The sequence below is a fragment of the Nocardia sp. NPDC050175 genome, assembly GCF_044459885.1.
Taxonomy (GTDB): domain Bacteria; phylum Actinomycetota; class Actinomycetes; order Mycobacteriales; family Mycobacteriaceae; genus Nocardia.
In genome coordinates this window covers 78,323-102,265 of the sequence record NZ_JBITJI010000005.1, presented here as the reverse complement: position 1 = coordinate 102,265, position 23,943 = coordinate 78,323, and the positions used below count along the sequence as shown (strand labels likewise).

Annotated in this window: 20 protein-coding genes; 15 read left to right on the top strand and 5 right to left on the bottom strand. The window is 67.0% G+C overall.

Annotated features, from left to right (window positions below):
• Nucleotides 1-15: 15 nt before the first annotated feature.
• Nucleotides 16-1,506, bottom strand: a complete 1,491-nt coding sequence (locus tag ACIBK2_RS18200) for a CoA-acylating methylmalonate-semialdehyde dehydrogenase (protein ID WP_396968674.1) — start codon at nucleotides 1,504-1,506, stop codon at nucleotides 16-18.
• A gap of 167 nt (nucleotides 1,507-1,673) precedes the next feature.
• Between ACIBK2_RS18200 and ACIBK2_RS18195 the strand changes: the two genes are divergently transcribed.
• From ACIBK2_RS18195 to ACIBK2_RS18175, 5 genes are all read left to right on the top strand, one after another.
• Complete coding sequence (locus tag ACIBK2_RS18195) at nucleotides 1,674-3,242, top strand: PucR family transcriptional regulator (RefSeq protein WP_396969214.1); 1,569 nt, start codon at nucleotides 1,674-1,676, stop codon at nucleotides 3,240-3,242.
• Between the two features lie 85 nt (nucleotides 3,243-3,327).
• Nucleotides 3,328-4,005 carry an NADPH-dependent F420 reductase gene (locus ACIBK2_RS18190; protein ID WP_396968672.1) on the top strand — a complete coding sequence of 226 codons (678 nt, stop codon included), beginning with the start codon at nucleotides 3,328-3,330 and terminating at the stop codon, nucleotides 4,003-4,005.
• A gap of 581 nt (nucleotides 4,006-4,586) precedes the next feature.
• Nucleotides 4,587-5,636, top strand: coding sequence for a hypothetical protein (locus ACIBK2_RS18185; protein WP_396968670.1), 1,050 nt, complete (start codon nucleotides 4,587-4,589; stop codon nucleotides 5,634-5,636).
• A complete protein-coding gene (locus ACIBK2_RS18180) occupies nucleotides 5,623-6,672 on the top strand; it encodes an iron-containing redox enzyme family protein (RefSeq protein ID WP_396968668.1) in 1,050 nt (349 codons plus the stop codon). Before ACIBK2_RS18185 ends, ACIBK2_RS18180 begins: the two co-directional genes overlap by 14 nt.
• Nucleotides 6,645-7,604, top strand: coding sequence for a DMT family transporter (locus ACIBK2_RS18175; RefSeq protein WP_396968666.1), 960 nt, complete (start codon nucleotides 6,645-6,647; stop codon nucleotides 7,602-7,604). The genes ACIBK2_RS18180 and ACIBK2_RS18175 overlap by 28 nt, the downstream gene beginning before the upstream one ends.
• A gap of 469 nt (nucleotides 7,605-8,073) precedes the next feature.
• Here the strand turns inward: ACIBK2_RS18175 and ACIBK2_RS18170 are convergent, their stop codons facing one another.
• A complete protein-coding gene (locus ACIBK2_RS18170; protein WP_396968664.1) occupies nucleotides 8,074-8,805 on the bottom strand; it encodes a hypothetical protein in 732 nt (243 codons plus the stop codon).
• Nucleotides 8,806-9,008: 203 nt separating this feature from the next.
• Here ACIBK2_RS18170 and ACIBK2_RS18165 point away from each other — a divergent pair, with 203 nt between their 5' ends.
• Nucleotides 9,009-9,638 carry a metal-dependent phosphohydrolase gene (locus tag ACIBK2_RS18165; RefSeq protein ID WP_396968662.1) on the top strand — a complete coding sequence of 210 codons (630 nt, stop codon included), beginning with the start codon at nucleotides 9,009-9,011 and terminating at the stop codon, nucleotides 9,636-9,638.
• A gap of 163 nt (nucleotides 9,639-9,801) precedes the next feature.
• Here the strand turns inward: ACIBK2_RS18165 and yaaA are convergent, their stop codons facing one another.
• Nucleotides 9,802-10,545: a peroxide stress protein YaaA gene (gene yaaA / locus ACIBK2_RS18160; protein WP_396968660.1), complete on the bottom strand. Its 744-nt coding sequence runs from the start codon at nucleotides 10,543-10,545 to the stop codon at nucleotides 9,802-9,804.
• Nucleotides 10,546-10,603: 58 nt separating this feature from the next.
• Here yaaA and ACIBK2_RS18155 point away from each other — a divergent pair, with 58 nt between their 5' ends.
• Both ACIBK2_RS18155 and ACIBK2_RS18150 read left to right on the top strand, forming a co-directional pair.
• Nucleotides 10,604-12,361 (top strand): proline--tRNA ligase, encoded by a 1,758-nt coding sequence (locus ACIBK2_RS18155; protein WP_396968657.1) that lies wholly within the window; start codon nucleotides 10,604-10,606, stop codon nucleotides 12,359-12,361.
• 1,146 nt (nucleotides 12,362-13,507) lie between these two features.
• A complete protein-coding gene (locus ACIBK2_RS18150) occupies nucleotides 13,508-15,259 on the top strand; it encodes an acyl-CoA dehydrogenase family protein (RefSeq protein WP_396968655.1) in 1,752 nt (583 codons plus the stop codon).
• Between the two features lie 56 nt (nucleotides 15,260-15,315).
• On the opposite strand, the gene ACIBK2_RS18145 is transcribed toward ACIBK2_RS18150, so the two are convergent.
• Nucleotides 15,316-15,750, bottom strand: coding sequence for a ferritin-like domain-containing protein (locus ACIBK2_RS18145; protein ID WP_396968653.1), 435 nt, complete (start codon nucleotides 15,748-15,750; stop codon nucleotides 15,316-15,318).
• 73 nt (nucleotides 15,751-15,823) lie between these two features.
• Complete coding sequence (locus tag ACIBK2_RS18140) at nucleotides 15,824-16,426, bottom strand: hypothetical protein (protein WP_396968651.1); 603 nt, start codon at nucleotides 16,424-16,426, stop codon at nucleotides 15,824-15,826.
• Between the two features lie 195 nt (nucleotides 16,427-16,621).
• On the opposite strand from ACIBK2_RS18140, the gene rimP reads away from it, so the two are divergent.
• From rimP to ACIBK2_RS18105, 7 genes are all read left to right on the top strand, one after another.
• Complete coding sequence (gene rimP, locus ACIBK2_RS18135; RefSeq protein ID WP_396968649.1) at nucleotides 16,622-17,296, top strand: ribosome maturation factor RimP; 675 nt, start codon at nucleotides 16,622-16,624, stop codon at nucleotides 17,294-17,296.
• The gene (nusA, locus tag ACIBK2_RS18130; protein WP_396968647.1) at nucleotides 17,293-18,324 is read left to right on the top strand and encodes a transcription termination factor NusA; all 1,032 of its coding nucleotides are present in this window, start codon (nucleotides 17,293-17,295) and stop codon (nucleotides 18,322-18,324) included. Before rimP ends, nusA begins: the two co-directional genes overlap by 4 nt.
• Nucleotides 18,325-18,392: 68 nt before the next feature.
• Nucleotides 18,393-18,752: a YlxR family protein gene (locus tag ACIBK2_RS18125; protein WP_396969213.1), complete on the top strand. Its 360-nt coding sequence runs from the start codon at nucleotides 18,393-18,395 to the stop codon at nucleotides 18,750-18,752.
• A gap of 110 nt (nucleotides 18,753-18,862) precedes the next feature.
• Nucleotides 18,863-21,901 carry a translation initiation factor IF-2 gene (gene infB, locus ACIBK2_RS18120; RefSeq protein ID WP_396968645.1) on the top strand — a complete coding sequence of 1,013 codons (3,039 nt, stop codon included), beginning with the start codon at nucleotides 18,863-18,865 and terminating at the stop codon, nucleotides 21,899-21,901.
• A gap of 97 nt (nucleotides 21,902-21,998) precedes the next feature.
• Nucleotides 21,999-22,289, top strand: a complete 291-nt coding sequence (locus ACIBK2_RS18115) for a DUF503 domain-containing protein (RefSeq protein WP_357378586.1) — start codon at nucleotides 21,999-22,001, stop codon at nucleotides 22,287-22,289.
• A gap of 24 nt (nucleotides 22,290-22,313) precedes the next feature.
• Nucleotides 22,314-22,757, top strand: a complete 444-nt coding sequence (gene rbfA / locus ACIBK2_RS18110; RefSeq protein ID WP_357378588.1) for a 30S ribosome-binding factor RbfA — start codon at nucleotides 22,314-22,316, stop codon at nucleotides 22,755-22,757.
• Between the two features lie 13 nt (nucleotides 22,758-22,770).
• A complete protein-coding gene (locus ACIBK2_RS18105) occupies nucleotides 22,771-23,772 on the top strand; it encodes a bifunctional oligoribonuclease/PAP phosphatase NrnA (RefSeq protein ID WP_396968642.1) in 1,002 nt (333 codons plus the stop codon).
• Nucleotides 23,773-23,943: the final 171 nt, after the last annotated feature.

Sequence of the window (23,943 nt, the reverse complement as noted above, 5' to 3'; positions counted from 1 at the left end):
TCGGTTACTTGTGTGCTACTTGTTCTCGGGGAACCCGAGATTGATCCCACCGTGACTCGGATCGAGCCAGCGCGTCGTCACCGCCTTGCCCCGGGTGAAGAAGTGCACCCCGTCGGCGCCGTGCGCGTGCGAGTCGCCGAACAGCGAGTTCTTCCAGCCGCCGAAGCTGTAGTAGGACATGGGCACCGGGATCGGCACGTTGATGCCGACCATGCCGACCTCCACTTCGTTGTGGAAGCGCCGCGCCGCGCCGCCGTCGTTGGTGAAGATGGCGGTGCCGTTGCCGTACGGGTTGGCGTTGATCAGCGCGAGCGCGTCGTCGTAGCTGTCCACCCGCACCACTGAGAGGACGGGACCGAAGATTTCGTCGGTGTAGACGCTCATCTCCGTGCCGACATGATCGAGAATCGTTGGCCCGAGCCAGAATCCGTCCGCCGCGCCGTCGGCCTCGATCCCGCGACCGTCGAGTACCACACTGGCACCGGCGGATTCGCCCGCCGCGATGTACTCGGCGACCTTGTCGCGGTGCGCGCGGGTGACCAGCGGACCCATGTCGGTGCCGCGAGTCCCGTCGCCGGTCTTGATGGTGCCGGCCCGCTCGGTGATCTTGCCGACCAGTTCGTCGGCCGCGTCGCCGACCGCGACCACCACGCTGATCGCCATGCATCGCTCACCCGCGGAACCGAATCCGGCGTTCACCGCGGCGTCGGCGGCCAGATCCAGGTCGGCGTCCGGCAGCACCACCATGTGGTTCTTCGCGCCGCCGAGCGCCTGCACCCGCTTGCCCGCGGTGGTTCCGCGCTGATAGACGTACTTCGCGATCGGGGTCGAGCCGACGAACGAGACCGCCTTGATCGCCGGGTTGTCCAGCAGCTCGTCGACCGCGACCTTGTCGCCCTGCACCACGTTGAAAACGCCTGCGGGCAAACCCGCTTCGTCCCACAGCTCGGCCAGCCACAGCGACGCCGACGGATCCTTCTCGCTCGGCTTGAGCACCACCGTGTTGCCGGCCGCGATGGCCAGCGGGAAGAACCACATCGGCACCATCGCCGGGAAGTTGAACGGCGAGATGACGGCCACCGGGCCCAGCGGCTGGCGGATGGAGAAGATGTCCACCTTCGTCGACGCGTTCTCGGTGTAGCCGCCCTTCAGCAGATGCGGTACACCACAGGCGAATTCGACGACCTCCAGGCCGCGACTCACCTCGCCCATCGCGTCGGCCAGCACCTTGCCGTGCTCCGCGGTGATCAGCTTCGCGAGGTCTTCCTTGCGCTCGTTGAGCAGTTCGCGGAACCGGAACAGGATCTGGGTGCGCCGCGCCAGCGAGGTGTCCCGCCAGGCCGGGAAGGCGGCGGCGGCGGCGTCGATCGCCGCGCGGGTGTCCGCGACATTGGCGAGCGCGACCTGTCCGGTCACCACCCCGGTCGCCGGATTGGTCACCGGTGCGGTCGCCTCGCTGGTGCCTGCGAAAGCCTTGCCGTCGAGCCAGTGCGCGATTGTCTGCATGTCTCCTCGATTCGATCCGTGAGCGTCGCGGTGCGTCGGCGGGATGGACGCCTCCTCGGTACTACTCTCCGGCATCAACCTTCCTGGATGACCCGACGATCTGTACGTGATTTCGGATTTCGTATTACGATTCGTCGGTGCTTCCCTCTGTGGCCGATGTGCTGGCGATGCCGGTGGTACGCGCCGGGGAACCCGAGGTCGTCGCGGGCGGATCGTTGGATCGGCCGGTGCGCTGGGTGCACGTCAGCGATGTGGCGGACGTGGCGCAGCTGCTGGTCGGCGGGGAGCTGATCCTCACCACCGGCCAGGCCATGAGCCACGGCGACATCGCGACGGTCGGCTATCTGACCGCGCTGGCCGCCGCCGGGGTCGCGGGACTGGTCATCGAGCTGGGTGGGTACGTGCCGGAACTCGCGCCGGTCGTCGCCGCGACCGCGGACGCGCTCGGCCTGCCGTTGATCGTGCTGCACAAGATCACCCGGTTCGTCGAGATCACCGAGGCGGTGCACCGGGTCATCGTGGCCGAGCAGTACGCCGAACTCGAGTTCGCACGCACCGTGCACGAGACCTTCACCGACCTCAGCGTGCGCCGCGCCTCGCTCGCCGAAATCGTGAAAACCGCTGCGGACATGCTCGATTCGTCGGTGGTGCTGGAGGACCTGTCGCATCGGGTGCTCACCCTCACCGCCAAGCACGCGTCCACCTCGGCGCTGCTCGACGACTGGGAGACCACCTCGCGGCTGCTGCCCGACGGCTGGGACGCGGTGGCCGTCGGTCCGCACACCCAGCGGTGGGGACGGCTGATCCTGCCCGCCAACGACGTGCCGACCGCCCGGGCCACGATGGTGCTGGAGCGGGCCGCCCAGACGCTCACCCTGCACCGGATGATCGAGAAGGACCGCTTCGGCCTGCACCGGCAGGCGCAGACCGGACTCATCGACGACATGGTCAACGGCCGGGTGCTGGACGAGCGGGACGCGGTGGCCCGAGCCGCCGCGCTCGGCCTGGCCCGCCGCGCCGCGTACGTGCCGCTGGCCATCGATATCGCCGCGGTCGCGGAGACCGATCCGGTGGCCAGGCAGCGCCGGGCCGCGGGCATCCTGGACGCGGTCACGCACGGTCTCGGGCTGGCGAAGCTGACCGCGCTCGCCGCCGCCGATCAGGGCGACCGGGTCGGCATGATTCTGGCGCTGCCCCGCGGCGGCGAGCTCGACGAGAGCCTGACGGTCGCGTGCACCGCGATCACCGGTGAGGTGCGCCGGGTGGACGGCGTCGAGCGGGTGGTGATCGGCGTTGGCGCGGAATCGGATTCGCTGCTCGACACCGCGCACGAGCTGCCGCACGCCGCGCACGTCGCGGAAGTGGCACTGTCGCTGGCGACTTCGGCGCCGCGGCCGTTCTACCGCAGCGGTGACGTGCGGCTGCGCGGGCTGCTCTCACTGATCCGCAACGAACCCGGCGTGCAACGCTTCGCCGAGACCGAGCTGAGTGCGTTGCTGCGCTACGACATTCGGCACACCGCCGACCTGACCCGCACCCTGCGCCAGTTCCTCGACCTGGCGGGCAACAAGACCGAACTCGCGCGCAGGCTCAACATCAGCAGGCCCACGCTCTATGACCGGCTGGCCCGCATCGAGCGCATCCTCGCCGTCGATCTGGAGGACGGTGAATCCCGCACGTCGCTGCATGCCGCGCTGCTCATCCGCGACCTCACCGCCACCGCCGACGTACCGTAGCCGCCCCGCGTGACGTCGCTCACGCCGCTGAGCTGGCCGGGCTGCGCGCGGGAACATCGCAGGTCGTGGCGTCGTTCGACGGTGTATGACAACCGTTGGATTGATCGGTAGCGGAAACATCGGCAGTACCGTGGCGCGGCTCGCCATCGTTTCGGGACTGGATGTGGTGCTCAGCAACTCGCGTGGTCCGGAGACGCTGGCCGATCTCGTCGCGGAACTCGGCCCGCGGGCTCGGGCGGCGACCGCCGAGGAGGCGGGCGCGGCGGGCGACATCGTGGTGGTCACCGTGCCATTGCGCAATTATCGGCAGGTGCCGGTGGCGCCGCTGGCGGGCAAGGTCGTGATCGACACCAACAATTACTACCCGGATCGGGACGGCACCTTCGCCGAGATCGAGGACGGGTCGACCACGAGCAGCGAACTGCTGCAGAAGCATCTGCCGACCTCGAAGGTCGTGAAGGCGTTCAACAACATCTATTTCGCGCATCTCGGCCAGCTGGCCCGGCCGGTCGGCGCGCCGGATCGCACGGCGCTGCCCATCGCGGGCGATGACGCGACGGCGAAAGCCGCAGCGGCACAACTGCTCGACGTGCTCGGGTACGACGTCGTCGATGTCGGCCCGTTGAGCGAGAGCTGGCGCTTCCAAGTGAACACGCCGGTGTACGGGGACGTGTACTCGTCGGCACTTCCGTTCTGGGAGAACGACGGTGCACCGGCCAGTGCCGCGAAGATTCGCGCATTGGTGGACGCGGCCCAGCGGTAACGCCGGGCACTATCGGTTACCTCGAACCCGGGAGCGATGCGGCGCTCCCGGGTTCAGTTGTGTCCAGGGGTGCTTTACCCTTTCGATGTCGTGTCAGGTTTCGCAGACGCGGCTGATCCGTTGCCGTGCAGGCGAACTCGGTGAGATGCGAGTAAGTGACCACTCAATTACCGCCGCCTCCTTTGCTGTGCTGATTGCCTAGTCCGAGCCGCTGCAAAGGCGTTGAGCTTTCACCGCTGACAGAATGCGCTGTGTCATGCCCTGAGAAATGGGGGTGGACATTCCAAATGTTAAGGGGAGCAATAGATTTCGCTTCACTTCTGATGGTCCGCTGTTATTCTTGGGGCGTCCGGGAATCGGACATTCCGTTAGCCGCTCGGCGTCAGCCCACCCAGCGGTTGGCGCATCAGCGCATGGTCCCCGAGGGGAGGTTCTGTCATGAAAATTCGTCGTACTTCGAAGGTTGTTGCTCTGACCGCAGTTCACCTCTGAGTTCGCAGCAGAGTAAAGGGTGGGGCGGCCCCGCATCGGTGCGCCCCACCCGCCCCTTGAATTCTTTGGTACGAAAGGTCGACGGCGCGGTGACTCGAACAATCCCGGGCAAGCCCCAGCTCTTGGCGGAGGTATCGGACACCTCCGCCGACACTCTCGAATTGCGCAGTGGGGAGGTGACATTCGAGGTCGAGCCGGAAGGCGATATCACCGTCGAGCAGCTCGGCGCGGTGCTGCGCTCGACCGATGGTTCCACTTCCCTCGCGGACATCTCGGCGAAGACGGGCGTCGCGCCGGACCAGCTCGCGACGATCCTGCTCCCCGCGCAGATCGCCGGCCTGCTCGCCGACCGCTCGGTGCCCGAGGCCGAATCCCCGATGGTCGTGCTCAGCGCCGTCGAACACGTGGTGAATCGGCTGCTCGAAGAGCTGATCTACGACGGCCCGTTCTGGCGGGCGATCCTCGATCATCCGGAGCAGGTCGAGCCGAACGTGTATTACGGGTTCGGCCTGGAGAACTGGTTCTTCCTTTCTCGGGAAAGCGAATTCGACTCCGCGATCCTGTCCTATCCGAGCAGCGACGCGATCCGCACCATGGCGAACGACTTCTATCACGAGGAGCACCGCCACGACGACATCGTGGTCCGGGCCTTCGAAGGCTTGGGGATCAGCCGCCAGGACCTGGTGGCCGCCCGCCCGCTGTCCACCACGTCGGGTTTGATCAAATTGCTGTCCTGGTGGGCGCGGACCGATCCGCTGTTCTTCATCGCCACCATCGGCATTCTCGAAGGACGTCTCGAAAAGGCCGAAGGCGAAGGCGCTTACTATGATTCGTTCCTGCGCGCCTGCGCCACCGCGGGTATCGCGCCGCATTTTGTCGAGCCGCTGCGGCAGCACGCGAAAGTCAACGCCGGTCATGATCACGGCAGCGTGAGCCGGGAATTCTTCGCGGCGCTGCCGCCCCTTCCCATCGGCACCGAAGCGCGCCTGGTCGGTAAGGCGCATCTGTTCGTCGAGGCCTATGCCGAGTTCTTCAACGGAGTTCTCGACTATTACGGCGATCCCGGTCGGCCGCTGGTGCGCACGATCGGCTCGTCACCCGTTACTACCACCGCAGGAGTTGAAGATGGCCGGTCATGACATGTTGCGGCGCCCGACCTTGCGCCGTGAGGTCGAGCGGACCGAGACGGCCGACGGTATCCGGCTGTCCTATCTGGCGGACAAGCATTGGATCGAACTCGAATACCTCGAGGGACGCGCCGACGAATCCCGAAAGTTCTTTCTGTCGTTGGCATCCGGTGTCCGATCGGCCGACGATCTCGCCGCCGAATTCCCCGGGAGCCGGGAAGAATTCGACGCGGTACTAGAAGCACTCGACGAGCAGGGCATGCTGGCCGACTCGGATGCGGTCGATCCGGCGAGCGGAACCACCGGCGTCGGTGCTTATGCGCACCTCAAGCGCGCGGCCGACGCGGCGCGGGCAACCATCAACAGCCCGTTCAGCGACGCTCTCGTCTCCGGCGAGCTGAGCAGGGAGCAGATCATCGGCTATGCCATCGAATACTGGCACGTCACGCATTTGTGCCCGCGCGCATTGGCCCCGCTGCTGGCGCGCGACGATATCGGCATCGAGGTCTGGCAGCAGTTCATGGCGTTCTATCAAGCCGAACGCAACCACGACCGCATGCTGGAAAAGTCGCTGAAAGCCGTGGGCATCACCCGTGATCAGCTGCTGCGCATGCAGCCGTTGCCCGCGACCATGTCGATCATGGCAACGATGGGCGTGCACGCCTACCAATTCCCGCTCGGCATCATCAGCACGCTGTTCCCGATGGAGGAACCGGAGCCCGACTTCCTCGACCTGTTCCTCACGCGCTGCCGGGAACACGATCTGTCGGAGGAATTCTCCAAGCCGATCGCCGCGCATTCCGGCGTCAACGAGGACGAGGAACACGAGGCGGTCACCCTCGATCTGCTCGCTGAATTCTCGTTCGTCGGCCACGAGGAACTCAATGAATGTGCCAAGGCGGTCGTCGACATCATCGAGCTGCGGGCGCGGCTGGACGGCCAGATCATGGCCTGGTACGCCGACGGTGGGCTGCGCATCTTCACCGACAATTATCCGGTGGCGTCGGGAAGGGCGCTCACGTGCTCGCCGCTAGCCGCCTTGCTCTGATCGCACTCGCGGCCATCTGGGGATCCAACTTCCTGCTGGTCGATGTGGCACTGGGTGGCGCTGATCCGGCGCAGATCGTGGCGGCACGGCTGTGGCTGGGTGGGGCCATCCTGCTGGCCATTTGCGTGGCGATGCGGCGGCAGTTGCCGCGTGGGTGGGGTATCTGGGCGCGGCTGTTGCTGATGGGGGTGCTCGGGCAGGCCTTGCCGTGGATGTTGTTTGCCTGGGGGCAGCAGAACGTCTCGGTGAGCATGGCGGGCATCTACAACAGTGTGACGCCGCTGGCCTCGCTGCCTGTTGTCTGGTTGCTGTTGCGGCACAAGGGGAGTCGTGGCGAGGTGGTCGCGTCGGTGTTGGGGTTCGGTGGGATCATCGTACTGATGGCGCCGTGGGGTGAGCAGTCCCGGTCGTCGTTGACGGGGCAGCTCGCGTGCCTTGGCGGCGCTGTTTGTTACGCCGTCGCCTATGCGTACGCGAAGCACTTGATCAGCACGCTCGGCTATTCCAAGGTCGCGCTGGCGGCGAGTCAGGCGATCGTCGCCGGGCTGCTGATGCTCGTGGTCACCGCGCCGCAGTTGCTGGAAAAGATGAATCCAACGCCCGCAGTGACCGGTTCGCTGATCGCGATGGGCATCGGCACGGCGGTGGCGTTCCTGCTCAACTACTGGTTGATCGGTGCGGTCGGGCCGTTGCAAGCCGGGCTGGCCTTTTATCTGATGCCGTTGGTCGCCGTGGCGCTCGGGGTGGGAGTGCGCGGCGATGTGCTCTATGCGCATCAGATTGCCGGTGCCGTAATCGTATTCGGCGCGCTGGCACTGCAGTACGCCATCGATCGACGGGAGTCGGTCGAGGCCGGGCAAGACCACGAGGTGTCGGAGGGCATTGTGGTCGAGCAAGGAGAAACGTCGGCGGGTCGCAGCGGCTCGGGGTGAGCAACTGGCCTGTCGGCGAGGGGATTCCGGTGGTCTCGCGGACACCGGATATGAAGAACCCGGGAGCGTAGCCTGCTCCCGGGTTCCAGAATGCCGCCCAATTCGCACACCCCGGCGTCGGGATCGGATGAGCTTCAGGTTAGCGACGTGTCATACGGTTAGACCACCTCCGCATGGGCGCGGAAGGCTGGAGTTGAACCAGCATCTCGTCGCGGGCGTGTCCTTTCCTCGTCCCGCGGTGTTCGGCGGCGAATACTCGTGCTGGAGCGAGAGTCTGAGGTTGACCACGGTTGCCTCTACCAGTTGGGCCACCCGGACATGGATGCCCGGAGGGGGACTCGAACCCCCACTGACGCCGTGTGATTCAGCTTTAGCTTCAGATTGAGTTTTGCGCTCGTTGCGCTTCCCTCGCGCATGGCGAGGGAGTCTGTGGGGCTCGGGGCCGATGGCGGTCGGCCCCGAGCGGTTTTCAGCGGAAGAGGTATCCGAAGACCGCGTCACCGGTCTTGCGGTCGGTGACCTCGGCTCCGTTCGCCTCTTCGCGGGCGAACTGCACTGCCCGCTGTAGCTTTTCGACCCGAACCGCCAATTCGTTAATGCGGCGGGCCGGGAGTGCACCGGAGAAGCGCACCAGCGTCCAATAACCGACGGCGATGTCCTCGTAGTACACCTCCACCTGGGCCGGGTGCTTCTCGGTCGCCTCGGCCTTCACGTGGTTGCGCGGCACCTTCTTCGTGCGCATGGTGCGCACGGCGTCGGTGCGCCAGGTGTCGGAGGAGTCGTCGAACGACCACACCTCCGCCGCGTCGAGCACCGGCAGCTTCTTCACGAAGGTGTGCAGCTCGGCCAGCTGCTTCTCCAGGAACAGCAGGTAGGAGACCGGCACGTCGCGCAGCAACACCTCGCCGTCCACCGTCACATCGGCCTTGGCCGCGGTGTTGGCCCAGTCCTTGGTCGCGGTGACGTCGAACAGGCGGGTCAGGGTCGCCGCGGTCTGCCGCAGCACCTCCTCGGATTTCACCTGAACACGGGTGGACTCCGACGGAAGCTGCTCGCCCTCTTCGTCTTTCGGCTGATAGGTCCGCGCGAGTCCGGCCAGCAGCGGCGCCTTCTGCAGCGAGCCGTGCGCCTCGGACAGCTCGCGCAGGGCACCGCTCTTGATGCCCTTCTCGACCGCAATGATCTGATTCAGCTTCGTCATCTCTACCTCCCCGCCGCGCAATACCGCGCGGTGCACCAACATTCAGCTCGGGGCCGCCGAATCCTCCCGTTCCGGCAACCCCGAGCTCCTGTGCCACGGTACGGAACCATTGCTGGTCGGCGCATCTGATTTTCGGGGGCACGTGCTGTATGCCACAGGGGCGGCGCATTGTCGGCGGCCGGGTGGCTCGGCAGACTATGTGGATGGGGAGATCCACGGAGACAGACCTGCTCGAGCGGTGGGCGGAACTTGCGGGGGCCGAAGCCGGAGCGGTCGGGGCGGACCTGGTCCGCCGCTATCAGGAAGACCATCGGCGGTACCACACGGTTGACCACCTGGCTGCCATGTTGGGCGTCATCGATGAGCTCGCCGGGGACGCCGAAGGCGTCGACGCGGTTCGGTACGCGGCGTTCTTTCACGACGCGATCTATGCGGTCGATCGTGCGGACAACGAGGAGCGCAGCGCCGTGCTGGCCGAGGAGGTTCTCGAATCCCTTGGTGCAGCACCGGAACTCGTCCGTGAGGTCGCCAGGCTGGTGCGCCTCACCGCCACGCACGATCCGGCCGACGACGACCGCAACGGCGGGGTCCTGTGCGACGCCGACCTCGCGGTGCTGGCCGCCGACGAGGCGGGGTACGCCGCGTACACCGCCGCGGTCAGGGCGGAGTACCGGCACGTGCCCGACGATCTGTTCCGGGCCGGGCGGGCGGCCGTACTCCAAGGTTTGGCCGGGCAGTCGAAACTCTTCCGAACCCACACTGCCCGAACACGATTCGAGACGGCGGCGCGGGCCAACCTCGATCGTGAACTGTCGACGTTGACGGCGGGCTGATGCGGTCGAAGGGCGCGCCCGGTTCGCCGCCGGGCTTTATACGGCAGGACTGATCGCGCGGTGTGTGAGCCAGGGAACAAGCCGCGCGACTGCCGATCCACATCGACAGTCGCGGGACGGGTAGGTGGTGGAAGCGGTTTCGCGGCCGATGAGTAGCCGCCGCTCAGGTGATGATCAATAGCTCGGTGGGCGAGGCGATTTCGGTGCGCAGGCCTGCCTTGTCGGCGACCTTGGCGAGGCCGCGGACGTCGGTGGGTTCGGCGCGGGTGAGGACGAGAGCGCGAGCGAGCAAGCCTTTGTGGTGCTTGTTGAAGTGGCTGACCACGGTGCGCGAGCCGTTGGGGTGCTCGGTGAGGACATTGGCGGTGACGGCACCGGGAACGCGGCCGAGCTGCTGATAGGTGCCCGAACGCAGGTCCACGACAAGATCACCCGCGGCCTCGGCGAGCAGCGCATCCGCGAGCGAGTCCCGCCAGACGGCCGAAAGAGTCGGCAGGCCGGGCAGTTTCGAGCCGCCGGACAGCCGGTAGGCCGGAATCGGGTCGCTCGCACGAACCGCACCGAACAGCGCGGAGCCGATACCGAGCCGTGCGTACGCCTTGGCACGCTGGGGTTTGGTGAACGAGTTCGCGTCCAGCGCGTCGTAGAGCACGCCGGTGTAGCGCTCGAGCGCAGGCCGGGTGGGGGAGGTGCGCAGGGTCGCGTTGCGGGCGATCTCGCTGTCAGCCCCCTTGCCGAGGCCGAGCACAGCGCGCGAGGCGTCCGGGTCGGTCGCTAGCTTCGTGACCTCATCGATGAGCCGGTCGCGCACCGCCGTGAGCTGCGGCATCGACAGCTCGCCGAGGTCGAGCGGAACGTCCGTACCACCGTCGGACTTGGTTTCGGAGGGAGGCAGCAGCACCAGCACGAGCGATAACGGTAATGCGCTGTGAACATCGCTCGGCCAGCGACTACCCTGTGCATCCGTGATCACCCGCCTCTCTCGCCTTTTCCTGCGTACCCTGCGCGACGATCCCGCCGACGCCGAGGTGCCCAGCCACAAACTGCTCGTCCGCGCCGGATACGTGCGGCGCATCGCGCCGGGCGTCTACTCCTGGCTGCCGCTCGGCCTGCGGGTGCTGCGCCGAGTGGAGAACGTGGTGCGCGAGGAGATGGACGCGATCGGCGCCCAGGAGATCTCGCTGCCCGCGCTGCTGCCGCGCGACCCGTACGAGACCACCAACCGCTGGACCGAGTACGGCGACAGCCTGTTCCGCCTGCAGGACCGCAAGGGCGCGGACTACCTGCTCGGCCCGACCCACGAGGAACTGTTCGCGCTCACCGTGAAGGGCGAATACAACTCGTACAAGGACCTGCCGGTCACGCTGTACCAGATCCAGAACAAGTACCGCGACGAGGAACGGCCCCGCGCGGGCATCCTGCGCGGGCGCGAATTCATCATGAAGGACTCCTACTCGTTCGACCTGAACGAGGACGGCCTGAAGGCGAGCTACGCCGCGCACCGCGAGGCCTACCAGCGGATCTTCGACCGGCTGCACGTCAAGTACGTCATCGTCGCGGCCACGTCCGGCGCGATGGGCGGTAGCGCGTCCGAGGAGTTCCTCGCCGACAGCCCGGTCGGTGAGGACACCTACGTGCGCTGCATCGAATCCGGCTATGCGGCCAACGTGGAGGCCGTGATCACGCCCGCGCCCGCGCCGCTGCCCCTCGAGGGACAGGCCGAGGCCGTCGTGCACGACACCCCGGACGCCCCCACCATCGCGACGCTGGTCGACTGGGCCAATAGCGCCGGGATCGCGGAGCAGTTCGGCCGTCCGGTGACCGCGGCCGACACCTTGAAGAACGTGATGGTGAAGCTGCACCATCCGGACGGCAAGTCCGAGATCGTCGGCATCGGCCTCCCCGGCGACCGCGAGGTCGACGACAAGCGCCTCGGTGCTTCGGTCGAACCCGCCGAGGTGGAGTTGCTCACCGAGGCCGACTTCGCCGCCAACCCGTTCCTGGTGAAGGGCTACATCGGTCCGAAGGCGTTGCAGGCCAACGGTGTTCGCTACCTGGTCGATCCGCGCGTTGTCACCGGCACCGCCTGGATCACCGGCGCGGACGCGAAGGGCAAGCATGTCGTCGGCCTCGTCGCAGGCCGTGACTTCACCCCCGACGGCACCATCGAGGCCGCCGAGGTCCGCGACGGCGATCCCTCGCCCGACGGTCGCGGCCCGCTGGTCGCCTCCCGCGGCATCGAGATCGGCCACATCTTCCAGCTCGGCCAGAAGTACACCGACGCGTTCGCCGTCGACGTGCTCGGCGAGAACGGCAAGCCGGTGCGCCTGACCATGGGCTCCTACGGCGTCGGCGTCTCCCGCATGGTCGCGGTGATCGCCGAGCAGCAGCACGACGACAAGGGCCTGCGCTGGCCCGCCGAGGTCGCGCCCTACGACGTGCACGTCGTCATCGCGAACAAGGACGACGCCGCCCGCGCCGGTGCCGAGGAAGTCGTGGCCGGCCTCAACGCCCAAGGCCTCGACGTCCTCTTCGACGACCGCACCGCATCCCCCGGCGTGAAGTTCAAGGACGCCGAATTGCTCGGCATGCCACTGGTTCTCGTCGTCGGCCGCGGCTGGGCCGAGGGCAAGGTCGAACTCCGCGACCGCTTCACCGGCGCAGCCGACGAAATCCCCGCCGACTCGGCCGTGGCCACCGTCGTCGCCAAGGTCCGCGGCTAACCGGCACCCCCTCCACCGCGGCCCCGATGGACACACCATCGGGGCCGCACTGCTTTGCCCACCAGCAGCAGGCAACCCGACCCGCAATCAGCAACAGCCGCACCCTAACTCGGGCCCCGCACTCGCTCTAGGCACCTAAAGCCAGTGCAGATCCCGAGTCCCAGTGCAGATCCGCGCCGCCAACGGCAAGGAAGCCCTCCCCGCGCACGAGTTATGCAGCCGCGCACGGTATTGCTGGCAATTTCGTGCGCGGCTGCACAATTCATGCGCAGCGACCACCGCCGGACCACTCGACGGGCCGAATGCCGACATCCGGCCATCCGCTTGTTGTCCAAAGCGCTTGGGACGCAACCGCAACCCGATCGCGGCGTGAGAACCTATCCGTACACCCGTTGTGTCAGCCCCACACCGCCTGTACTGGGTGTGGGGCTGACGCAGTGGGTGTACGGCGGTAGCTTCACCACCTCGGGAGCCGAGATTTCGCTGTTTTTTGGGCTCTCGAAACGCCACCACAGCCAGATGACCACCTCGGGAACGCGACATCGCGCACCTGACGTGCACCTAAAGCCGGGTACGGCAGGCGACGCGCCCAGCACTACTCACGGGAAAATGTGGATAGGTCTTCAGCTTCTCTGGACTGTCCACCTCTGGAGTTCTAAGAAGCACTTGCCCGGATGGGTGCACTATTCCGGGGGTCTCTTTGTGTACTGGTCCGGGTTGGTGTGCCCAGAGATCTCCGGTGGGTGCTGTCTCCGAGGTTTTCGACTGGTTCATCGGATGACCGGAGTAGTGCTGGGCACGTGAGGTGGGGTCCCCGACCTTCTCTACCGCGGCTTGGTGATGACAGGTGCGGGTTGGGAGCGGGAGGACTGGCTGTGGTGCTGTTCTCGAGATTTTTCGGGTTGAATGCCGTCGAGTGATGGTGATCGATCGGGTGGGTGGGATTGCATCGGGTGGGATTGAGGGTGTGTACACCTTTTGTGTGAGGTGCACACCGGGTGCAGGGGGTGTGCGGCTTGTGAGAACGGTGTGAGGTTGTGGTGGGGGGAACAGACCGGGGGACCTACGGTGGCGTAGGGGGGATTTGCTGTGTGAAGTACGACGGACCCGCTCCGGAGTGCGATTACCCGCTGGTAAGTTAACGGCATGACGAGCACCGACGCGTTGTTGTTCAACCCGGCCACCTACGACCCGCAGCAGTTCGATGCCGAGACTCGGCGGCTGCTGCGCGCGACCATCGAGTGGTTCGAGTCGCGGGGTAAGCAGCAGCTGCTGGCCGATGATGCGGACGCGGTGTGGACGGCGGACTTCCTGGACTTCGTCGCGAAGGAGAAGCTGTTCGCGACCTTCCTGACCCCGGCCGCGTACGCCGACGGTGATGAGAACCGGCGCTGGGACGCGGCGCGCAACGCGGCACTGTCGGAGATCTTCGGCTTCTACGGTCTGGCGTACTGGTACGCCGAGCAGGTGACCATCCTCGGCCTCGGCCCGATCTGGCAGAGCGAGAACAAGGAAGCCAAGCAGCGGGCGGCCGCGGACCTGGCCGAGGGACAGGTGATGGCGTTCGGGCTGTCCGAGCGCGAGCACGGCGCCGACATCTACAACACCGACCTCGTGCTCACCCCGAGCGAGCCGGGCAGCGCCGACGCCGAGGCCGGAATCCTGTTCCGCGCCAACGGCGAGAAGTACTACATCGGCAACGGCAATGTGGCGAGCATGGTTTCGGTGTTCTCCCGGCGCGAGGACATCGAGGGCGCGGACGGTTACGTCTGGTTCGCCGCGGACAGCAGGCACGAGAACTACCGGTTGCTCGGCAACGTGGTGCACCAGCAGATGTACGTCAGCACTTTCCGTTTGGAGAACTACCCGGTGCGCGCGCAGGACATCCTGCACACCGGACCCGAGGCGTTCTCCGCGGCACTGAACACCGTCAACGTCGGCAAGTTCAACCTCTGCCACGGCGGCATCGGCATGGTCGAGCACTCCTTCTACGAGGCGATCACGCACGCGAACAACCGCATCCTCTACGGCAACCCGGTCACCGAGTTCCCGCACGTGCGAACGAATTTCGTCGACGCCTACGCCCGCATCGTCGCGATGAAGCTGTTCAGCGACCGCGCCGTGGACTACTTCCGCAGCGCAAGCCTGGAGGACCGGCGCTACCTGCTGTTCAACCCGATGACGAAGTCGAAGGTGACCTCTGAGGGCGAGACCGTGATGACGCTGCTGCTGGATGTGCTGGCGGCCAAGGGCTTCGAGAAGAACACCTACTTCGCCGAGGTGGCCCGGCTGATCAACACGCTGCCCCGGCTCGAGGGCACCGTGCACGTGAACGTCGGGCAGATCCTGAAGTTCATGCCGAACTACCTGTTCAACCCGAAGGACTACCCGGAGATCGGCACCCGTCAGGATGCCGCCGACGACGAGTTCTTCTGGCAGCAGGGCCCGGCGCGCGGCGCGGGCAAGGTGCAGTTCGCCGACTGGACCCCGGTCTACCAGCAGCACGCCGACATCCCGAACGTCGGCCGCTTCTTCGAGCAGGCCCAGGCGCTGCGCACGCTGCTGAGCACCGCGGCTCCGAGCGCCGACCAGCAGAAGGACTTGGACTTCATGCTGACCATCGGCCACCTGTTCTCCCTGGTGGTCTACGGTCAGCTGATCCTGGAGCAGGCGGCGCTCACCGGCCTGGATCGCGATCTGCTCGACCAGATCTTCGACTTCCAGATCCGCGACTTCAACGCCTACGCCACCACGCTCTACGGCAAGCCGACCGCCACCCCGGACCAACAGGGTTGGGCCGCTTCGGCTTTGCGTCCGCCGGTCGCCGACCGCCCCCGCTTCGACCGGGTGTGGGCCGAGGTCGTGTCCTATGATGGCGCGTACGCGATGCGTCCGTAAGCATTGACGCGAAAAGGCCGGTCCCACTGCGGGACCGGCCTTTTGTGCGTAGTGGGTCAGGCTTTGCCGGGAAAGGCGATCGTCGGTGGGTTGGTGCCCAGGATCGACTGCCAAGTGGCAAGCCGCACAGCACTTTCCGTCAATGCTTCGACGCCCATCCGCCGAACAGGTTCGGAGTCACCACGTTCGACCACCGAACGCCACGCGACGGCGGTATCGGTTTCGACCGTCGCGGCCAGGTGAGCGGCCGGAATCGGGTCGTTGACCGGGAACGGGACGGTATAGGCGGCGTCCGACGGTGGCGCGGTGACACCGGCGGCCGTGAGGGCGTCGATCGTGGCGTCCCGGCGGGCGCGGTGCGCAGCGGTGTTCTCGGCGACAAGGCGACCACGTTCCGCAGAGGCGTACGCGGCGATCACCCCGTAGGCGTACACCGCCCCGTATTCGGCCCGCAGCGCATCGAGCAACGCTTGGCGTTCGGCATCGGTCATTCCTGCACCTCGCTAGCGCTCGGCTCCGGCCTGACCGAGGTCGCTGTGTCGTTGATTCGCTCGCTGCGCTCCCTCATGAAAGCAACACTCCTGCCTGAACGGCGCAAGCCGCGCTGATCGAGGCGAGCAGCCCCGCCCGGTAGCCGGACTGACCGTGCGCCAGCTCGGCGGCCGACTGCTGTGATTTGGTGAGCTGAGCGCGCAGCATGTCGACGGACGGCGGCGGACTGGGCGGAATCGCCGTCCCGGTTGCCACCGCGGACGGGCCGGTAGCCTGCCCGGGCCCGTTCGTCCTGGTGTGATGGACCGGCTTGGTGCCGTCGCCGTAAACACCGATCAGCCGATCGATCTCGGCCTTCAAAGCGTCTGCGTGCGCGGTCCTTTCGGTCGCGATCGCGGTCAGCGCACTGTGCCGCTGCGGTGCCAACGCGATGGCCGCGGTCGCCGCCGCGGCATCGGTGCGGGCTTGAACCTCTTGGGCGGCAAGCGGATCCGGCTCATACACCTTGTCATCGCCGCAGCCGGTCACCGCGCCGAGCGCGAGCACGCCGACCGCGCCGCCGCCGGCAAGCCGTAACATGCCGCGACGGTCCATGGCGAACCGGGAAGCGTGCCGGTCGGAAGGGATGCCGGAGGTGCACAGGACGATCGGCTGCGCGGGAAGGCGGATGGGCACGGCACCATCGTGCCAGATTCGCGAGGCACCCCTGGACCAGGCATAGACGTGGCGCGCGTAGTGCCTGCCCGTTGGTCCTTTACACTCTCTGGGCGCGTTACGCTAGACCCTCGGTAGAAATTCCCACCGCTAGTGACTGCTCGCAGGTCGCTAGAGATAACACCGCCGTGACAACTGAACCAGGAGCCGCCCCATATGCCGATGCCGACCGAGGAAAGGCTGAGCCAGCTGGTAGCTGGACTCGTCGAACGCCGAGGATTCGACCTCGAGGGCGTCGAGATTTCGACGACCGGCAAGCATGCGGACGCGCAGGCTCGACTGAAGGTGACCGTCGACAGCGACGGCCCTTCCGATTTGGACACCATCGCCACCCTCAGCACCGAACTCTCGGAGTTGCTGGACGAGGCAGGCGATTTCGGCGAGACGCCGTATCTGCTGGAAGTCACCACACCGGGCGTGGACCGTCCGCTCACCGCCGACCGGCACTGGCGTCGCGCGCGCGGGCGCAAGGTGCGCGTCCACCTACGCGAGGGTGCGCAGCCTCCCGAACCGGGTGGCTCGGCGAAGTTCGAGGCCAGGGTGGGTGAGCTGAGCGGCGATACAGTTGCCCTGGTACTCGGCGGCAAACACAAACCCCACGTGGTGCAGGTCTCGCTCGCAGCTGTCGCGGAGGCCGTGGTGCAAGTGGAATTCTCCAAGCCGGGCGCCAAGGAATTGGAACTCGCCGGGGGCATCATCCCCGGCCGCCCGGTACCTGGCCAGCAAGATGATGAGCCGGCGGTCGACGCCGCGGATGTTCGAGGATCAACACCATTACTACCCGAATCAGTAACAGCGTCCGATTCGCCGACCGAAGGGATCGTGGAATGAACATCGAAATCGAAGCCCTGCGCGCGATCGTCGCCGACAAGGGGATCTCGATCGAGACCGTGATCTCCGCGATCGAGTCGGCGCTGCTCACCGCGTACCGGCACACCGAGGGCCACCAGCCCAACGCGCGCATCGACATCAACCAGAAGACCGGCACGGTCCGGGTGATGGCGCGCGAGCTGGACGCCGACGGCAACATGGTCTCCGAATGGGATGACACCCCAGAGGGTTTCGGCCGGATCGCGGCGACCACCGCCCGCCAGGTGGTGCTGCAGCGGCTGCGCGACGCCGAGAACGAGAAGTCCTTCGGCGAGTTCTCCACGCACGAGGGCGACATCGTCGGCGGCGTGGTGCAACGCGATGCCAGAGCCAACGCCCGCGGCACCATCGTGGTCCGCATCGGCAGCGAGATCAACGGCGCCGAGGGGCTGATCCCGCCCGCCGAGCAGGTGCCCGGTGAGACCTACGAGCACGGCGACCGGATCAAGTGCTACGTCGTCGGTGTCTCGCGCGGCCCGCGTGGTCCGCAGATCAGCCTCTCGCGCACGCACCCCAATCTGGTGCGCAGGCTGTTCGCGCTCGAGGTACCCGAAATCGCCGACGGCTCTGTCGAAATCGTCGCGGTGGCCCGCGAGGCCGGGCACCGTTCCAAGATCGCGGTGCGCAGCACCGTGTCCGGCGTCAACGCCAAGGGCGCCTGCATCGGCCCGATGGGGCAGCGGGTGCGCAACGTGATGAGCGAGCTGGCCGGCGAGAAGATCGACATCATCGATTACGCGGAGGATCCGGCGACGTTCGTCGGCAATGCGCTGTCGCCGTCGAAAGTGGTGTCGGTCACCATCGTTGATCCCGAGGCGCGCGCCGCGCGGGTCGTGGTGCCGGACTTCCAGCTATCGCTGGCCATCGGCAAGGAGGGGCAGAACGCCCGCCTGGCCGCCCGGCTGACCGGCTGGCGGATCGATATCCGCAGCGACGCCGCCCCGGACATGGGCGGCGGCTCGGTGCGGACGGAGGCGCACCGGAGTTGACCGGAACCGACGCGGCGCACCGTCCGTTAGGCATCGCGGGTCGGGAATCGGACCGTCGGGATGACATGTTGGTAACTTCCGCGGGGGAGCGGTTCGTTGATCCGACCGGGTCGGCGGTAGAGTGGACACAGGTTCAGCACGCGCAACCGATTCGGACCTGTATCGGATGCCGGAAGCGCGAGTTGGCCGCCGATCTGTTGCGGATCGTGGCACGGGAAACGGATACCGGAAACGGCCCGCATTCCATCACGATCCTTCCCGATCCGCGGCGCAGACTTCCCGGACGGGGTGCCTGGTTGCACCCCGTCTCGGCTTGTCTGACCGCGGCAGAGCGGCGCCGAGCATTCGGCAGAGCACTAAGAGTGTCCGGAAATCTGGATATCTCAGCCCTGGAGAAGTACCTCGAGAACAGGCACGAGCACTCATGAGCACACCGTGAAGCACCAACGATGAACGTCCATCGGAGATAACCCGAGGTCGTGCGGGCCCCGTCCCTGAACAACGGGTGCACCTGCTCGACCTCTCAGTGAGGAGAGCAGTGGCAGGCAAGGCCCGCGTGCACGAGTTGGCAAAAGAACTCGGTGTCACCAGCAAGGAACTACTCGCACAGCTCAAAGAGCAGGGCGAGTTCGTGAAGTCGGCGTCCTCGACGGTGGAAGCTCCCGTCGCGCGCCGGCTGCGTGAGTCGTTCGCATCCAAATCAGCCCCCGCGAACGGCACCAAGTCGGGATCACGCCCCGGCCCGTCCTCGTCGGCTCGTCCGGCCGCGAAGCCCGCAGGAAACGGTCCCCGTCCGGGCCCGCGTCCGCCGGCTCCCGCGCCCGCCCCGGCAGTGGCGGCTCAGCAGGAAACCGTCCGCGAAGCCCCGCGGACCAGCGAGGGACCGGCCGTGAAGCCGGGACCCGCAGCACGTCCGACCCCGGCTCCGGCGCCCAAGCCCGTCGCCGCCCAGGAAGTCGCACCGGCACCCGCCGCGGCGGCGTCCACCGAGGCGACCGCGAGCGCCGCGCCCGCAGCGCCGGCCGGGCCGCGCCCGACGCCGAACGCCGCGCGTCCGGGTCAGCAGCAGCAGCGTCCCGGTGCCCCGGCACAGGGTGCGCCGCGTCCCGGTGGTTCGGGTCCGCGTCCGGGTCCGAAGACTCCGCGCGTCGGCAACAATCCTTATTCGTCGGCTCCCGAGCGTCCCGCGCCGCGTCCGGCCCCCGGTCAGGGTGGCCCGCGTCCGGGTCCGGCCCAGGGCGGTCCCCGTCCCGGCCCGGCTCAGGGTTCGCCCCGTCCGGGCACTCCGGCACAGGGTGGCTCGCGTCCGGCTCCCGGCCAGGGCGGTCCCCGTCCCGGCGGTCCGCGGCCGAGCCCCGGCTCGATGCCGCCTCGTCCTAACCCGGGTGCGATGCCGTCTCGTGCGGCACGTCCGGGCGGTGCCGGTGGACCCGGTGCCGGTCGTCCGGGTGGTCCCGGCGGTCGTCCCGGCGGCGGTGGCGGCGCAGGTCGTCCCGGTGGCGGTGGCGGTGGCGGTGGCTACCGCGGCGGCGGCGCTCCCGGTGGTGGCGCGGGTGCGGGCACGGGTGCGCCCGGTGCCGGTGGCGCTCCCGGTGGTTTCCGCGGTCGCCCCGGTGGCGGTGGCGGCGGTCGTCCGGGTGGTCCCGGTGGTCGTGGCGGAGCGGCCGGTGCGTTCGGTCGTCCCGGTGGCGCACCGCGTCGTGGCCGTAAGTCGAAGCGGGCGAAGCGCGCCGAGTACGAGAGCATGCAGGCTCCCGCCATCGGTGGCGTCCGGCTGCCTCGCGGCAACGGCGAGATCATCCGTCTCGCTCGCGGCGCCTCGCTCTCGGACTTCGCGGAGAAGATCGACGCGAACCCGGCTGCCTTGGTACAAGCCTTGTTCAACCTCGGCGAAATGGTCACCGCGACCCAGTCGGTGAACGACGAGACCCTCGAGCTGCTCGGCAGCGAGATGAACTACGTCGTGCACGTGGTCAGCCCGGAGGACGAGGACCGCGAGCTGCTGGAATCGTTCGACCTGACCTACGGCGAAGACGCGGGCGGCGAAGACGATCTCGAGCAGCGTCCGCCGGTGGTGACCGTCATGGGTCACGTCGACCACGGTAAGACCCGACTGCTGGACACGATCCGTAAGGCCAACGTCCGTGAGGGCGAGGCCGGTGGCATCACCCAGCACATCGGTGCCTACCAGGTGATGACGCACCTCGGCGAGAACGATCGCCTGATCACCTTCATCGACACCCCGGGTCACGAGGCGTTCACCGCCATGCGTGCCCGTGGTGCGAAGGCCACCGATATCGCGATCCTGGTGGTCGCCGCCGACGACGGCGTCATGCCGCAGACGGTGGAGGCGATCAACCACGCGCAGGCGGCCGACGTGCCGATCGTGGTGGCGGTCAACAAGATCGACAAGGAAGGCGCGAACCCGGACAAGATCCGGCAGCAGCTGACCGAATACAACCTGGTGGCCGAGGAATACGGTGGCGACACCATGTTCGTCGACATCTCCGCGCGGGAGAACATCAACATCGATGCGCTCCTCGAGGCCGTCCTGCTCACCGCGGACGCGGCGCTGGACCTGCGGGCGAACCCGGACATGGACGCGCAGGGTGTTGCCATCGAGGCGCACCTCGACCGCGGCCGTGGCCCGGTGGCGACCGTGCTCATCCAGCGCGGCACGCTGCGCGTCGGCGACTCGATCGTGGCGGGCGACGCCTACGGTCGCGTCCGGCGCATGGTCGACGAGCACGGCGAGGATGTCATCGCGGCGCTGCCGTCGCGGCCGGTCCAGGTCATCGGCTTCACGTCGGTGCCGGGTGCCGGTGACAACCTGCTGGTTGTCGACGAGGACCGGATCGCTCGCCAGATCGCCGACCGCCGCAACGCACGCAAGCGCAATGCGCTGGCCGCACGCAGCCGCAAGCGGATCAGCCTGGAAGATCTGGATGCCGCACTGAAGGAGACTTCGGAGCTCAACCTGATCCTCAAGGGCGACAACTCCGGTACCGTCGAGGCCCTCGAAGAGGCGCTGCTCGGTATCCAGATCGACGACGAGGTTCGCCTGCGGGTCATCGACCGCGGTGTCGGTGGTGTCACCGAGACCAACGTCAACCTGGCGTCGGCGTCGAACGCGATCATCATCGGGTTCAACGTCCGGGCCGAGGGCAAGGCCACCGAGCTGGCCAACCGCGAAGGCGTGGACATCCGGTACTACTCGGTGATCTACCAGGCCATCGACGAGATCGAGAAGGCCCTCAAGGGCATGCTCAAGCCGATCTACGAAGAGGTCGACCTGGGCCGGGCGGAGATCCGCGCGATCTTCCGTTCGTCGAAGGTCGGCAACATCGCCGGCTGCATGGTCCTCGAGGGTTCGGTCAAGCGCAACGCCAAGGCGCGCCTGCTGCGCGACAACGTGGTGGTTGCCGAGACAGTCACGATCTCTTCCTTGAAGCGGGAAAAGGACGACGTCACCGAGGTCCGTGAGGGCTTCGAATGCGGTTTGACGTTGACCTACAACGACATCAAGGAAGGCGACATCATCCAGGCCTACGAGCTGCGCGAGAAGCCGCGCGACTGAGTTCACTCGCCGCACGTCACGCCGGGCACCCGCCCGGCGTGACGTGCGGGATGAGCTCTCGAAAGCTCGGGCCTTTTCGACACAAAGAGGTGCGTAGTTGTTCCTGGGGGCACTCGAGTTCGACCTCCTGCTCGGAGACGTGCACTCGCTCAAAGAGAAGCGTTCGGTGATCCGGCCCATCCTGGCCGAATTGCAGCGCTTCGGGGTGAGTGCCGCCGAGGGCGGAGAGCAAGACCGCCATCGTCGCTCATTGCTGGGGGTGGCCCTGGTCAGTTCCGGTATGGATCACCTGACCGAGGTACTCGACCGCTGTGAGCGGCACGTCGCGGCACGTCCGGAGTTACAGTTGCTGGCAGTGCGCCGCAGGATCTTCGGACCCGAAGACTAACTATCTAGTGAGGAAGGTTCAGCCATGGTGGATCAAGCCAGGGCACGCCGACTCGCCAAGCGGATCTCCTCGATCGTGGCCACCGCGATCGAGTACGAGATCAAGGATCCGCGGCTGGGTTTCGTGACCATCACCGATGCCAAGGTCACCGGCGATCTGCGCGACGCGACGGTGTACTACACGGTGCTCGGTGAAACCTTGGACGCCGAACCGGACTATACGGGCGCGGCCGCGGGCCTGGAGAAGGCCAAGGGGGTGCTGCGCTCGAAGGTGGGTGCGGGCACCGGCGTGAAGTTCACGCCGACCCTGGCGTTCGTGCTCGACAAGGTGCCCGAGGTAGCCAAGGATATGGAAGAGCTACTGGCCAGGGCCAAGGCCGCGGACGAAGAGGTGGCGAAGGTGGCCGCTAACGCCAGGCACGCCGGCGACGCCGACCCGTACAAGGTCGAACGCGACGACGCAGAGTGACATGCGGTAGACGATGACGACAATGCGGGACGCGGTTGACCTCGAATCTGCCGTCGAGGCGTTGAACGCCGCCCGTTCGGTCACCATCGTCTGCCATGTACAACCGGACGCCGACACTGTCGGCAGCGGTCTCGCGCTGGCGTTGATCCTGCATCGGCGCGGGGTGCCGGTGTGGGTGTCGTTCGCCGAACCGGCCGAGCTGCCCGAATCGATGCGGTCGCTGCCGGGTGTGCATCATCTGGTGGCGCCTGCCGACGTGCCCGCCGAGGTCGATCTGCTGATCGCGGTCGATTGCGGTAGCGCCGGTCGGCTCGGTGCGCTGGTCGATCGAATGGCCGGGGCGGCAAAGACTTTGGTGATCGATCACCATCGGTCCAATGGTCGGTTCGGGACGATCAATGTGGTCGACGCCGGTGCGGAATCGACGACCAGCCTGATCGTGCGGTTGCTCGATGTGTGGGGCGTGGCGATCGATCCCGAAGTGGCGCATTGCCTTTACGCCGGTCTGGTGACCGACACCGGCTCGTTCCGGTGGGTTCGGCCCGGTACGCACGAGTTGGCCGAGCGGCTGTTGGCCACCGGCATCGACGGTGCCGAGATCGCCAGGGCGCTGCTGGACACCCATCCGTTCGGGTGGTTGACCATGTTGTCCCGGGTGCTCGGTACCGCGCAGCTCGTGCCGGGGGTGCGCGGCGGCATCGGGCTGGTGTACGCGTTCGTGCGGCTCGATGACATCGCCGAGGTGAGTTCCGAAGAGGCGGAGAGCGTTATCGACATCGTCCGCACCACCTCGGAAGCGGGGATTGCCGCGGTGTTCAAGGAATCCAGTACCGGCGGGGACCGGTGGACGGTGTCGTTGCGTGCTCGCGACAGTCAGTCCGGAGCCGACGATGGGGTGGACGTTGCCGAGATAGCGTCCGCGCTCGGCGGTGGCGGTCATCGGTTCGCCGCGGGATATACGGCTTACGGCAGTCCCGACGACCTGGTTGCCGGGCTGCTTGCCGCACTGGGTTGAGCGTCGGCGGCGCGTTGTCGTCCTCGCGCACTGACCTTCGCTGCCGGAGATACCTCGCGTCCGGCCATCCGATATGCGCGCGGCGATGAAGGGTGTGAAGTCGCTGGTCTGTCGGTGCCGCATGGCAGGGTAACGGGAAGAGTCGCGGCCCCGGCCCGTCGCGACAGGGCA